The sequence below is a fragment of the Streptomyces sp. NPDC002776 genome (genome assembly GCF_053592195.1).
In genome coordinates this window covers 279461-292626 of sequence record NZ_JBSFVG010000008.1, presented here as the reverse complement: position 1 = coordinate 292626, position 13166 = coordinate 279461, and the positions used below count along the sequence as shown (strand labels likewise).

11 protein-coding genes are annotated in these 13166 nt (G+C 71.9%); 4 read left to right on the top strand and 7 right to left on the bottom strand.

From position 1 onward, the window contains the following. The first annotated feature begins 87 nt into the window (after nucleotides 1-87). Both ACWD11_RS18950 and ACWD11_RS18945 read left to right on the top strand, forming a co-directional pair. Nucleotides 88-558 (top strand): DUF485 domain-containing protein, encoded by a 471-nt coding sequence (locus tag ACWD11_RS18950; RefSeq protein WP_389420060.1) that lies wholly within the window; start codon nucleotides 88-90, stop codon nucleotides 556-558. Next, the gene (locus ACWD11_RS18945) at nucleotides 555-2147 is read left to right on the top strand and encodes a solute symporter family protein (RefSeq protein ID WP_389420059.1); all 1593 of its coding nucleotides are present in this window, start codon (nucleotides 555-557) and stop codon (nucleotides 2145-2147) included. Before ACWD11_RS18950 ends, ACWD11_RS18945 begins: the two co-directional genes overlap by 4 nt. A 90-nt stretch (nucleotides 2148-2237) precedes the next feature. Here ACWD11_RS18945 and ACWD11_RS18940 read toward each other — a convergent pair whose 3' ends face one another. The 4 genes from ACWD11_RS18940 to ACWD11_RS18925 all read right to left on the bottom strand — a co-directional run bounded on the left by ACWD11_RS18940 (nucleotide 2238) and on the right by ACWD11_RS18925 (nucleotide 7029). After that, nucleotides 2238-2918, bottom strand: coding sequence for a response regulator (locus ACWD11_RS18940; RefSeq protein WP_451284191.1), 681 nt, complete (start codon nucleotides 2916-2918; stop codon nucleotides 2238-2240). After that, nucleotides 2915-4588 (bottom strand): ATP-binding protein, encoded by a 1674-nt coding sequence (locus ACWD11_RS18935; protein ID WP_389420057.1) that lies wholly within the window; start codon nucleotides 4586-4588, stop codon nucleotides 2915-2917. Before ACWD11_RS18935 ends, ACWD11_RS18940 begins: the two co-directional genes overlap by 4 nt. Before the next feature lie 163 nt (nucleotides 4589-4751). Next, the gene (locus tag ACWD11_RS18930; RefSeq protein WP_451284189.1) at nucleotides 4752-5696 is read right to left on the bottom strand and encodes a sucrase ferredoxin; all 945 of its coding nucleotides are present in this window, start codon (nucleotides 5694-5696) and stop codon (nucleotides 4752-4754) included. Nucleotides 5697-5772: 76 nt separating this feature from the next. Then, nucleotides 5773-7029, bottom strand: coding sequence for a citrate synthase (locus tag ACWD11_RS18925; protein WP_451284187.1), 1257 nt, complete (start codon nucleotides 7027-7029; stop codon nucleotides 5773-5775). Between the two features lie 110 nt (nucleotides 7030-7139). On the opposite strand from ACWD11_RS18925, the gene ACWD11_RS18920 reads away from it, so the two are divergent. Continuing rightward, a complete protein-coding gene (locus ACWD11_RS18920) occupies nucleotides 7140-8318 on the top strand; it encodes a citrate synthase/methylcitrate synthase (protein WP_451284185.1) in 1179 nt (392 codons plus the stop codon). A 45-nt stretch (nucleotides 8319-8363) separates the two neighbouring features. Here the strand turns inward: ACWD11_RS18920 and ACWD11_RS18915 are convergent, their stop codons facing one another. Both ACWD11_RS18915 and ACWD11_RS18910 read right to left on the bottom strand, forming a co-directional pair. Next, on the bottom strand, nucleotides 8364-8600 hold the full coding sequence (locus ACWD11_RS18915) for a hypothetical protein (RefSeq protein ID WP_389420053.1): 237 nt from the start codon (nucleotides 8598-8600) through the stop codon (nucleotides 8364-8366). 228 nt (nucleotides 8601-8828) lie between these two features. Further along, nucleotides 8829-9275 (bottom strand): DUF6082 family protein, encoded by a 447-nt coding sequence (locus tag ACWD11_RS18910; protein ID WP_389420052.1) that lies wholly within the window; start codon nucleotides 9273-9275, stop codon nucleotides 8829-8831. 383 nt (nucleotides 9276-9658) lie between these two features. On the opposite strand from ACWD11_RS18910, the gene ACWD11_RS18905 reads away from it, so the two are divergent. Continuing rightward, complete coding sequence (locus ACWD11_RS18905) at nucleotides 9659-10708, top strand: CobW family GTP-binding protein (RefSeq protein WP_451284183.1); 1050 nt, start codon at nucleotides 9659-9661, stop codon at nucleotides 10706-10708. On the opposite strand, the gene ACWD11_RS18900 is transcribed toward ACWD11_RS18905, so the two are convergent. Continuing rightward, nucleotides 10705-13161, bottom strand: coding sequence for a DNA gyrase/topoisomerase IV subunit A (locus ACWD11_RS18900; protein WP_389420050.1), 2457 nt, complete (start codon nucleotides 13159-13161; stop codon nucleotides 10705-10707). The genes ACWD11_RS18905 and ACWD11_RS18900 overlap by 4 nt on opposite strands. Nucleotides 13162-13166 lie beyond the last annotated feature (5 nt).

Here is a 13166-nt window from a genome sequence, read left to right as displayed (position 1 = left end):
CGGCTTCCTCCGGGACAAATCACCTGATGGGGTGAAAGGCGAGGGGAACAAGAGTCGGGGATCTTCCCGTTCTGTCCATCCTTGGGCATGCAGTCAAGCAACGGTCGCTCCCACGCGCGCGTGCCCTACGACGACCCCTGGTACGACGCGCTGGCCTCCGGCTGGGGTGAGGCGGACGCCGGTGCCGACGCCGTCCCCGAGCCCCGCGAGGAGGGCGCGAGGGCCGCGGCCGACATCTACCTGGAGGTGCAGCGCAGCGCCGCCTTCCAGGAGGTGCGCAGCCGGTACCGGAGGTTCGTGGTGCCGGCCGTCATCGGCTTCCTGGCCTGGTACATCGGCTACGTCGTGACCGCCACCACCGCACCGGGGCTGATGGCCCGGCCCGTGGCCGGCGCGGTGAACGTGGCGATGCTCGCCGGCCTCGGGCAGTTCCTCTCCACCTTCCTGCTCACCTGGGCCTACGCCCGGCACGCGCGCCTGCGCCGCGACCGGCCCGCGCTGGACCTGCGCTGGGACACCCAGGAGCTGACCCGGGCCGCGAAGGGCGGCCACTCGTGACGGGCGATCATCAGACCCTGGCGCTGCTGCTGTTCAGCGCGTTCGTCGCGGTCACCCTCGCGATCACGACCTGGGTGAGCCGCCACCGCCACGGTTCGGCCGAGGAGTTCTACGCCGGCGGCCGGCTCTTCTCGCCGATGGAGAATGGTTTTGCCATCGCGGGCGACTACATGTCGGCCGCCTCCTTCCTCGGCATCTCCGGACTCATCGCGCTCTACGGCTACGACGGACTGCTCTACTCGGTGGGCTTCCTCGTCGCCTGGCTGGTCGTGCTGTTCCTGGTCGCCGAACTGGTCCGCAACTGCGGCCGGTTCACCCTGGCCGACGTCGTCGCCGCGCGGATGCGCGAGCGGCCCGTCAGGATCGCGGCGGGAACTTCCTCGGTCACCGTGTCCGTTCTGTATCTGGTGGCGCAGATGGTGGGTGCGGGCAGCCTGGTCGCGCTGCTGCTCGGCGGCCAGAGCGAGGCGGCGCGGACCTGGACCGTCATCGGCGTCGGCGCGCTCATGGTCATCTATGTGTCGTTGGGAGGGATGCGAGCCACCACCTGGATCCAGATCGTCAAAGCGGTCCTGCTGCTCGGCGGCACCATCACCCTGACCGTGCTCGTCCTGGTGCGCTTCCACGGCGACTTCGACGCACTGCTGCTCACCGCGGCCGAACGCAGCGGCCACGGCGCATCGTTCCTCGCGCCCGGGCTCAAGTACGGTGCCGACTGGACCGCCCGCTTCGACTTCATCAGCCTCGGCATCGCCCTGGTGCTCGGCACCGCTGGGCTGCCGCACATCCTGTCCCGCTTCTACACCGTGCCCACCGCCCGCGCGGCCCGGCGCTCGGTGGTCTGGTCGATCGGACTCATCGGCAGCTTCTACCTGATGACGATCGTCCTCGGCTTCGGCGCCGCCGCGATCGTCGGCACCGACGTGGTGCGCCGCTCGAACGCCGCGGGCAACACGGCCGTACCGCTGCTCGCCCTCGATCTGGGCGGCGGGCCGGAATCCGCCGGTGGAACGGTTCTGTTCGCGATCGTCGCCGCCGTCGCCTTCGCCACCATCCTCGCCGTGGTCGCCGGGATCACCCTCGCCTCCTCCGCGTCCGTGGCCCACGACCTGTACGCGTCACTGCGGCGCCGGCGCGCCGCACCGCGCAGCGAGGTCGCCGTCGCCCGGGTCGCCGCGGTCGGCATCGGCGTCGTCGCCATCGCCCTCGGCCTGCTCGCCCGCGACCTCAACGTCGCCTTCCTGGTGGGCCTCGCCTTCGCCGTCGCCGCGTCCGCCAACCTGCCCGTGCTGCTCTACTCCCTGTTCTGGCGCGGCTTCACCACCCGCGGTGCCGTCTGGTCGGTGTACGGCGGCCTGATCCCGGCCGTCGCGCTCGTGCTGCTGTCCCCCGTGGTGTCCGGCAGCCCCGACTCCCTGTTCCCCGGCGTCGACTTCCAGGTGTTCCCGCTGCAGAACCCCGGCATCGTCTCGATCCCGCTCGGCTTCCTCGCCGGCTGGCTCGGCACCGCCACCTCCGGGGAGGTCCCGGACGAGGCCAAGCACGCGGAGACCGAGGTGCGGTCGCTCACCGGGGCGGGGGCGGCCTAGCCGTAACGGCGCCGCCGGAGACAACGGCGTGCCGGATCCGTATGGACAGGGGGTACGGCCGCTTCCCCGCCCCCACCGCCGGCCGTGCCCTCAGGCGCGGGTCGCCCACACGTAACGGTGTTCCGGGCGGCCCGCGTCCCCGTACTTGAGGGTGAGCCGTGCCCGGCCCGTGCGCTCCAGGAGCTTCAGATACCGCTGGGCGGTCTGGCGGCTGATGCCGGTGCGCTCCGCGATCTCCTGGGCGGACAGAGGGCCTTCGGCGCCGATCAGGCAGCGGCGGACGACGTCGGCGGTCGTGGGGGAGTGGCCCTTGGGCAGCGCCGGCTCCGACGGCGTGGAGAGCGCGCCGAAGATCCGGTCCACCTCGGCCTGTTCGGCCTCGCCGCCTCCGTCGAGGGTGCGGCGCAGCTCCGCGTACGCCTCCAGCTTGGTGCGCAGGCCCGCGAAGGCGAACGGCTTGACCAGGTACTGGAGCGCGCCGTGCCGCATCGCCTCCTGGACGGTGGAGACGTCCCGGGCCGCCGTCACCATGATCACGTCGGCCCGGTGGCCGCGCCGCCGCATCTCCCGGACGACCGACAGACCCGTTTCGTCGGGCAGGTAGTGGTCCATCAGGACCAGGTCCACCCGGGGCAGCTCCTCGACCCGCCGCAGCGCCTCGGCAGCGCTGTGCGCCTCGCCGGCCACGTGGAAGCCCGGCACCTTCTCCACGTAGGCGGCATTGACCCGCGCGACCCGTGTGTCGTCGTCCACGACCAGGACCTCGATCATCGCGACTCCCTCTCGGCGGTGCGGTGTGCCAGGGGCCCGGTGAGGGCCGGTTCGGCGTCCGGCTCGGTGAGCGCCTCGGGCAGGACGACGGTGAACTCCGCGCCGCCCCCGTGCGCCTGGTCCACGGTGGCGGCGCCGCCCTGCCGTTCGGCGAGCCTGCGCACCAGGGAGAGACCGATCCCGCGCTCGCGATGGGCCGGTGCCTCCTTCGTGGACCAGCCCTCCGTGAAGATCAACTCGCGCTGTGCGGCCGGGATCCCCGGCCCCGTGTCCCGCACCCGCAGGACGGCCGCGCGCCCCTCGGTGCGCAACTCGACCTCCACGCGCGCGTGCGCCGTCCCGGCGACCGCGTCCAGGGCGTTGTCCACCAGGTTCCCGACGATCGTGACGATGCCCCGGGGGTCGATCAAGCGGTCCGGGAGCCGCGTCCGCTCCGACACCAGCAGCGCGACCCCGCGCTCCGCCGCCACGGTCGCCTTGCCCACCAGCAGCGCCGCCAGCAGCGGGTCCTGGATCTTCTCCGTGATCTGTTCCGCGGTCACCCTGTGGTCACCCACCACCTCGCCGACGAACTCCATGGCGTCGTCGTACATCTCCAGCTCCAGCAGCCCGAGAAGCGTGTGCATCCGGTTGGCGTGCTCATGGTCCTGGGCGCGCAGGGCGTCGATCAGGCCGCGCGTGGAGTCCAGCTCCCGCCCGAGCTGCTCCAGCTCCGTGCGGTCGCGCAGGGTGGCGACCGCGCCGCCGTCGTCGGTGGGCATCCGGTTGGCGACCAGGACGCGCCGGCCGCGCACGGTGAGCAGATCGGTGCCCGTGACCCGCCCGGCCAGCACATCGGTCGTACGGCCTTCCCCCAGCGCCTCGTCCAGGGAGCGGCCGACGGCCTCCTCGCCGACGCCGAGCAGCCGGCGCGCCTCGTCGTTCAGCAGCCGCACCCGCCCCGCGCGGTCCAGGGCGACGACGCCCTCCCGGATGCCGTGCAGCATCGCCTCGCGCTCCGCGAGCAGCGCCGCGATGTCGGAGAAGGCCAGGTCACGCGTCTGCCGCTGGACCCGCCGAGAGATCAGCCACGCGGCCAGCGCGCCGACCGCCAGCGCACCGCCCGCATACGCCAGCAGCTCCGGTATCGCGTGGATCAGCCGGGCGCGGACACTGTCGTACGCGATCCCGACCGAGACCGCGCCCACGATGTCCCCGTCGCTGTCGCGCAGCGGCACCTTGCCGCGGGCGGTGCGGCCGAGGGTGCCGTCGTCGATCTGCATGACTTCGTGACCGGCGAGGGCCTGCCCGGGATCGGTGGACACCGTCCTGCCGATCTCGCCGGGCGTGGGGTGCGACCAGCGCACCCCACGCCAGTCCATCACCACGACGTACTCGGCCCGGGTGGCCCTCCGGATCCGCTCCGCCGCCTCCTGGACGGGGCCGCCGGCCGTCGGAGGCGTGTTCACGACGTCCTCGGCGATCCGCGGCTGGACGGCGGTGGTCTGGGCGATGGCGAGGGCCCGGCGCATCGCCTGGTCGTCGAGCTGGTTGCCGAGCGGGGCGAGGAACAGGCCGGTCGCGAGCACCGCGACACCCGCCGCGATGGCCACCTGCATCAGCAGCACCTGCGAGAACATCCGCCGCGGCAGGCCGAGGCGCAGGCGGCGCGCGGGGGCAGTGGGGCTCATACCCCAGACGGTACGTGGACGCGTCGGGAGCACCGAAGGGGGTGTGGCCCGGATCTCTTGATCAATGGTGGACGCGGGGCCTCTTGATCAGACGCGGGGCCTCTTGATCAATGGTGGACGGGGCCGGTCCACGAGGGAGGCCGGCCACGGTCGACCAGGCAGGTCAGCCCGCCAGTGCCGTCGCGGCCGCCAGCTCCCGCACCGCGACCACGTCCATCTGCGCGGGCGAGCCCAGCACCGAGGTTCCGCAGCTCTCCGCGCGGGGCGGCAGCGCGGCTCCCTGGGTGACGACCACATGCCAGAGGCGTCCGTCGGTGTGCGCGACGGTCACCGTCCAGCGTGGCGCGGCACCCTCCGTACGGACGACGCTCAGCACGTTCACCGCGTACTCGCCAAGGGCCCTGCGCACGGCCAGCTCGGCCGCCTGCCCCGGCCGCTCCCAGGCGGAGCTCCCGCGGCATCCCTCGACGACGACCCGGCCCTCCCGCACCTCGCGGAGGATCTCCTGCACGGAGTGCGCCTCGGCCCGGCCGTAGGCGTAGCCGTACGGCAGGACCAGCAGCGTCGGCGAGAAGCGATGTCCACCCAGATGGGTGACCTCCCAGACGCCACCGACGCCGGAGGCGGCCAGCTCGGCGGCGAGGGGGCGGCCCAGGAGGGCGCAGCACCGGTCCCGCTTGCCGTTGGTGCACACCAGCGCGAGCGGGTCGCCCGTGTACGGCCCCGCCCCCAGCGCCGAGTCGAAGGAGCGGGCGTCGCCCCTGCCGAGCGCGGCGAAGTCGAGGTCGAGCAGCCGGCGCGGATCGCGGACCGCCGCGCCGTGCAGCCAGGCATGACCCGGGGTGGTGTGGGCGGCGTACACCTGCCGCTCGACGGGTGTGCCGCCGTCGGCGTGCCGCCCGGGGCGGCGGATGAGCGCCACACGCACCCCGGTGTGCTTGGCGGCAGCCTCCAGTGCGCGGCCCAGTGCGGGGTCCAGATGGCTGGAGGTGAGCGCCTTGGCACCCCACGGGCCGGGCTGTTCCAGCAGCAGCCAGGTCCTCGCGGTGGCCGCGGTGCCCGCGATGGGCTCGCCGAGGTCCCGGGAGTCACTTGAGCAAGTACTCACAAAGGTGAGCCTAACCTGAGTTGATCCGGTGTCGCTCACCGAACCGCTCGTGTCCTGCTCCGGCAATGGCTGCGTCCTACTCCGGCAATGGTTGCGGGGGCCTCGGGCCCACGTAGTGACCGCTGGGGCGCATCCGCAGCGGGCGCTCGCCGTACTCCTCCAGGGCGTGGGCGATCCAGCCCGCCGTTCGGGCCACGGCGAAGATCGTCTCGCCCGCGGTGGCGGGCATACCGCTGGAGGCGGTGAGCACGGCCAGCGCCAGGTCGACATTGGCGTGCAGCGGCGTGTGGCGGGCGGTCGTGGCGACGATGTCGCGGGCCGCCGCGAGCGCGGGTTCGGCCCGCGGGATCTCCTCCAGCAGCCCGAACAGCACACGCGCGCGGGGGTCTTCGCCCGGGTACAGCCGGTGGCCGAGCCCGGGGACGCGGCGGCCGGCCCGCAGCTCCTCGGCGATCACCGGGGCCGCGTCGCCGCGGTCGAGGACGTCCAGCAGCATCCGGTGGGCAAGCCCGCTGGCGGCGCCGTGCAGGGGGCCTTCGAGGACGCCCAGGCCCGCCGAGACGGCCGCGTAGGCGTGGGCGCGGGCGGACGCTGCGACGCGTACCGCGAGCGTCGAGGCGGCGAGGTCGTGGTCGACCAGCAGGGCCAGTGCCGTGTCCAGGGTGCGCAGCGAGGCCTCGTCCGCCTCGTGGCCGCTGAGCCGGGCCCACAGCCGGTGCGCCAGCGGGCCCGCGTCGCGGTGGTCGCGGCGCACCGGCGGCAGGGCGGCGACGAGGGTGGGGATGAGGCTGCGCGCGGTGCCCAGGACGGCGTTCTCGGACAGGTCGAAGCGCAGCGGGTCCACTGTCGCGGCGGCGATGGCCGCGACCCTCAACCGGTCGGTGGGCCCGGCGTGTTCGGGCAGGGCGTCCACCGCGCGGCGGGCGGCGGCGACCGTGGCCTCGGGGGCGGCGAAGGCGATGCCGGGGCGCAGTTGGCCGGTCCACAGCCACTCGGCGACCTCCTCGTAGGAGTGGCGGACGGCGAGTTCGGCCGCGTCGACGCCCCGGAAGTAGTACCGGTCCGTGTCGATGAACGTGATGCGGGTGCGCACCGCCAGCTCACCGCCCGATCCCGAAGTCCCACTGCTCTCACGCCGGTTGCGCCGTGCGAGCGCCTCGACCTCCTGCGCGTCGAAGGTGCTGCCCCGGCCGCTGGGCACCCGCCGGCTGCTGAGCTGGCCGCGGCTGACGTACGCGTACACGGTCTCGGGCTTCACGCCGAGCAGTTCGGCGGCTTCCTTGGTGGTCAGCCGCCGGGTCGGGTGGGGGGAGCCGGGCTCTTGATCGCGCATGGGGGTCACCGTATCCGCTGGACGATGTATTGACACACGTATTGACCCGATCAATATTGACAGGGATTGAGTCAAGCATGGACAGTCAAATCAAGTCCAGGGAGGAAATCATGTCCGTCAACAGGTCGGCCCCTGCTCTCGTCGAGGCGCCGCGAGGACTCGCCGGCGTCGTCGTCACCGACACCGCCATCGGTGACGTCCGAGGGCTGGAGGGCTTCTATCACTACCGCCAGTACTCGGCCGTCGAACTCGCGCAGACCCGCGCCTTCGAGGACGTCTGGCATCTGCTGGTCCACGGCGAGCTGCCGGACGCCGAGCGTGCCGCGGCCTTCGCCGCCGAGACCGCGGCGCTGCGGTCGCTGCCGGACGAGGTCCGCGCGGTCCTGCCTGCCGTCGCCGGGGCGAGCGGAGGCGCGGGCGGCTCCGGCCCGCTGGCCGGGATGCGCACCGCGCTGTCGCTGCTCGGTGCGGTGCGGGGCTTCCGGCCGGTGTACGACCTCGACGCGGACGAGCGCCGCCGGGACGTGCTCACCGCGGCGGCCGCCGTACCGACGCTGCTGACGGCGCTGTACCGGCTGGGTGAAGGGCTGGAGCCGGTCGAGCCGCGGGAGGATCTGTCGTACGCGGCGAACTACCTGTACATGCTGACGGGTTCGGAGCCGGATCCGGTGCGGGCGAGGGCCGTCGAGCAATACTTGATCTCAACCATTGACCACGGATTCAATGCATCAACGTTCACGGCGCGGGTCATCGCCTCTACCGGAGCGGATGTGGCGGCCTGTCTGATGGGGGCGGTCGGGGCGCTGTCCGGTCCTCTGCACGGGGGCGCGCCCAGCCGGGCGCTGGACACCCTGGACGCGATCGGAACGCCCGAGCGCATCGACCCCTGGATCCGCGGACGCGTCCTCGCCGGCGACCGCATCATGGGCTTCGGCCACGCCGTCTACCGCACGGAGGACCCCCGCTCCCGCATGCTCCGCGAGATCGCCCAGCGCTTCGGCGGTCCGCGCGTGGATTTCGCCGTGGAGGTGGAACGCCGGGTCGAGGCGATCCTCGCCGAACTGAAACCCGGCCGCGAACTCCACACCAACGTCGAGTTCTACGCGGGCGTGGTCATGGAACTCTGCGGTCTGCCCCGCGAGATGTTCACCCCCACCTTCGCGGCGGCCCGCGTGGTGGGCTGGAGCGCCAACATCCTGGAACAGGCGGAGGACCCCAAGATCATCCGCCCGGCGGCGCGGTACGTGGGGCCGGGGGCGCCGGTGGCGGTACCCCGGCGGGCGGCCTGACGCGCGAAGCCCGGCAGGGAGGCGTACCGGGCTGCGCGGGGCGGATCAGGCATCGGGAATGTCAGGTCTGGCGCGCAGCAGTGTCTCGCGTGAGATGACCACGATCCGCTCGTAGTCGGCCCGTGCGGCGTCGGACGGAAGCTCGGGGTCGAGCTCCGCGGTCGCTTCGCGCCCAATGACGGCGAAGTCGCCGTTGCTGAGCTCGAAGATGTCGGGGCAGGTCTGGCCGGTGGCGCTGCCGCGCTCACGAGGGGAAGCCCCGACACGTCGCACGATCTTCACGGAGAGATACCGCCTTCTTGGGAGGGAAAATGAGTCCTCCAGGCAGGGCGGCCTCCGGACAAGGGTGCGCCGGAGTCGACGAAATTCTCCGAGCGCAAGGGGTGTTCGTCGGAGCGCCCGGAGAGGGCCAGCGACAAGATATCGACTTTGCCGTGCGTGCGGCGGCAGTTACGAACAGGCGGGGGAGTGAATTTCGGGAGCGGCTCCTGACCCCTCCGCACGCCGGAATCAAGGCGCGTCGTCGGAGGGTGGCCGGCCGACGACCCACCACTGTTCGGTGTCGGAGTCGGCGAGTTCCTGGATGAGTTCGTCCATCATCCGGCCCAGCTCGAACTCCTCCGAGACGGCCGGAAGGCTCTTGCGGTGGTGCCGCGTCGCCTCCCAGTACTCCTGGAACACCTCGTTGCGGCACATGACCCGCAGATGTCCGTGGAGTTCGGCCCGGCTCAGGGCGCCGATCCGGTGGAAGTGCAGGGCGTTGATGTAGAGCGCGTTGGCGAAGAGGAACTGGCGCTGCTTGTCCAGGGGGACATCGGTCTCGTAGGTGTCGAGGACCGCGGCGAGCGCAGGGTCGTCCATGGCCTTGCAGAGCAGGGTCAGATGGAGTCGATGCTGTTCGCGGAGCGCTGCTTTCTTGTGGTGGCGCGTGCTCGGTGCGGCCAGGGAGTGGCTCATGGCCACGAACCCCGCTCGCACCGCAGAACCGATCCTCCGAATGCCAGAACTCTGTGTGGCCATGTCAACCCCCGAATTAGGCGGCCGTCCGCCGGTCGTCGGGGTGCGGGTCGACTGAAGGGGACCGGCGAGCGGTGGGCGGCGCTTGCCGTCTCCCAGGGTGCCGAGCGGCTCTGATCGGCGGGGAGGCGGAGAGGAGGCGCACGGAGGGAAGCGAGGGTCGCACAGTCCGGCGCCATGCCCAACGTCTGCCCCGCTGGCGCAGCTAACAATCGTTCACTTCGCGCGGTTTCTCGCGGCTCGTATCCTGGACCGGCATTCATTGTTCGTACGCTCGCCGGAACGTGAGCCGGTGCACGCGTAGGGGTGAGAGAGGTCGCTCGTTGGTCCGCAGCCGCACTGCGCAGCAGATCCCCGTCGTCGTTCTCGCCGGTTTCCTCGGCTCCGGCAAGACGACGCTCCTCAACCATCTCCTCCACCGCAGCAAAGGCAGCCGGATCGGAGCGCTCGTCAACGACTTCGGGGCCATCGAGATCGACGCCATGGCCGTGGCCGGCGCGCTCGGCGACTCGACCGTCTCCCTCGGCAACGGCTGCCTGTGCTGCGCCGTCGACGCCAGTGAGCTCGACCGCTACCTGGAACGCCTCGCCGCCCCCTCCGCCGGCCTCGACGTCATCGTCATCGAGGCCAGCGGTCTCGCCGAGCCGCAGGAACTGGTCCGCATGGTGCTCGCCAGCGAGCATCCGGGGATCGTCTACGGCGGTCTCGTCGAGGTCGTCGACGCCGCCGAGTTCGACGCCACCCGCGCCAGGCACCCCGAGATCGACCGCCATCTCGCCCTCGCCGACCTCGTCGTCGTCAACAAGCTCGACCGCGTCGCGGACCCGGACCAGCTCGTCCCGCGCGTCCGGGAGCTCGCCCCGCGCGCCGCCGTCGTACCCGCCGTCCACGGCCGTATCGACCCGGAGTTCCTCTTCGACTGCCGGCCCGGCGAGGAGCGCGTCGGGCAGCTGTCCTTCGACGACCTGCACGAGCACGGCGACCACGACGGGCATCTGCACGCCGGCTACGACAGCGTCTCGTTCGTGTCGCGGCAGCCCCTCGACCCCCGCGCCCTCATGAGCTTCCTCGACAGCCGCCCAGAGGGGCTCTACCGGATCAAGGGGTACGTCGACTTCGGCCCCCACGACACCCTGAACCGGTACGCCGTGCACGCCGTCGGGAGCTTCCTGCGGTTCTACCCCGAACCCTGGGCGCCCGCCGAGGAGCGGCTCACCCAGCTCGTCCTCATCGGCTCCGGCATCGACGCCCCCGCCCTCGGCAAGGAACTCGAGGCGTGCCGCAGCGACGCCCCGCACGCCGACGAGCACGGCATGTGGGGCGTCCTGCGCTACGTACAGGGCACCGAGGACGAGCCCGGCGACGTGGCCTAGACCGGGCCCGCCACCACCGCCACCGTCTTCGGCAGCGACACGCCCGAGCCGTCGCGGCGCGGGTCCATCTCCGGAAGCTCGGCCGGGGTGCCGTTCTTCTGCGCCGCCCGGGCCGGAGCGGGGCCCGCCCAGGCCAGCGAGAGACAGTCCTCGCCCTTCAGGAACCGCTGGCAGCGGACCCCGCCGGTCGCGCGTCCCTTGCGCGGGTACTGGTCGAACGGGGTCAGCTTGGCCGTCGTCTGGACCGAGTCGTCCAGCGTGCCGCGCGAGCCCGCGACGGTGAAGACGACCGCGTCGGCCGCCGGGTCCACCGCCGTGAAGGAGATGACCTTCGCGCCCTCGGTCAGCTTGATGCCCGCCACACCGCCCGCCGGCCGGCCCTGCGGACGCACCTGCGCGGCCTGGTAGCGCAGCAGTTGCGCGTCGTCCGTGATGAAGACCAGGTCCTCCTCGCCGGTGCGCAGTTCCACCGCGCCGACGATCCGGTCGCCCTCCTTGAGGGTGATGACCTCCAACTCCTCCTTGTTGGACGGATAGTCGGGCACCACGCGCTTGACGACACCCTGCTCGGTGCCGAGCGCCAGGCCGGGGGAGGACTCGTCCAGCGTGGTCAGGCAGACCACCGTCTCGTCGCCCTCCAGGGAGACGAACTCCGTCAGCGGAGCGCCGCCCGAGAGGGTGGGACGCGCCGCCGTGTCCGGCAGCGTCGGCAGGTCGACGACGCTGATCCGCAGCAGCCGGCCCGCGGACGTCACCGCGCCCACCTCACCGCGGGCCGTGGCCGGCACCGCCGAGACGATCACGTCGTGCTTGGCGCGCTTGGTGTCGGCGTCCTCCGCGAACGGGTCGCCGTTCGCCGTACGGGCCAGAAGGCCCGTGGAGGACAGCAGAACCCGGCACGGGTCGTCGGCCACCTGGAGCGGTACGGCGGCGGACACCGCGCCCGCCGAGTCCAGCAGGACCGTACGCCGCTCGGTGCCGAACTTCTTGGCCACCGAAGCCAGTTCGTTGGAGACCAGCTTGCGCAGCTCGGCGTCCGAGTCCAGGATCCGGGTCAGCTCGGCGATCTCCTCGTTGAGCCGGTCCTTCTCCGCCTCCAGTTCGATGCGGTCGTACTTGGTGAGCCGGCGCAGCGGGGTGTCCAGGATGTACTGCGTCTGGATCTCCGACAGCGAGAAGCGCTCCATCAGGCGCTGCTTGGCCTCGGCGCTGTTCTCGCTGGAGCGGATCAGCCGGATGACCTCGTCGATGTCGACGAGCGCGGTGAGCAGGCCCTCCACCAGGTGCAGCCGGTCGCGCCGCTTGGTGCGGCGGAACTCGCTGCGGCGCCGCACGACCTCGAAACGGTGGTCGAGGTAGACCTCCAGCAGCTCCTTGAGGCCCAGGGTGAGGGGCTGGCCGTCGACCAGGGCGACGTTGTTGATGCCGAAGGACTCCTCCATCGGCGTCAGCTTGTACAGCTGCTCCAGCACCGCCTCCGGCACGAAGCCGTTCTTGATCTCGATGACCAGGCGCAGGCCGTGCGCGCGGTCGGTGAGGTCCTTGACGTCGGCGATGCCCTGGAGCTTCTTCGAGCCGACCAGGTCCTTGATCTTGGCGATGACCTTCTCGGGGCCGACCGTGAAGGGCAGCTCGGTGACGACGAGGCCCTTGCGGCGCGCCGTCACGTTCTCCACGGCCACCGTCGCGCGGATCTTGAAGGTGCCGCGGCCGGTCTCGTAGGCGTCCCGGATGCCGGTCAGGCCGACGATCCGGCCGCCGGTGGGCAGGTCGGGGCCCGGGACGTGGCGCATCAGGGCGTCCAGATCCGCGTTCGGGTGGCGGATCAGGTGGCGGGCCGCCGCGATGACCTCGGCGAGGTTGTGCGGGGGCATGTTGGTGGCCATGCCGACCGCGATGCCCGACGCGCCGTTGACCAGGAGGTTCGGGAACGCGGCGGGCAGCGCCACCGGCTCCTGCTCCTGGCCGTCGTAGTTGGGCGCGAAGTCGACCGTGTCCTCGTCGATCGACTCGGTCATCAGGCTGGTCGCGGCGGCCTGCCGGCACTCGGTGTACCGCATGGCGGCCGGCGGGTCGTCGTTGCCCAGCGAGCCGAAGTTGCCGTGGCCGTCGACCAGGGGGAGCCGCATCGAGAAGGGCTGCGCCATGCGCACCAGCGCGTCGTAGATCGACGCGTCGCCGTGCGGGTGCAACTTACCCATGACCTCGCCGACCACGCGCGCGCACTTCACATAGCCGCGGTCGGGGCGCAGGCCCATCTCGTTCATCTGGTAGACGATCCGGCGGTGCACCGGCTTGAGGCCGTCACGGGCGTCCGGCAGGGCACGGGAGTAGATGACCGAGTACGCGTACTCGAGGAAGGAGCCCTGCATCTCGTCGACGACGTCGATGTCGAGGATCTTCTCCTCGTACGAGTCGTCGGGCGGCGGGGTCTTCGTGCTGCGGCGGGCCATCGCTG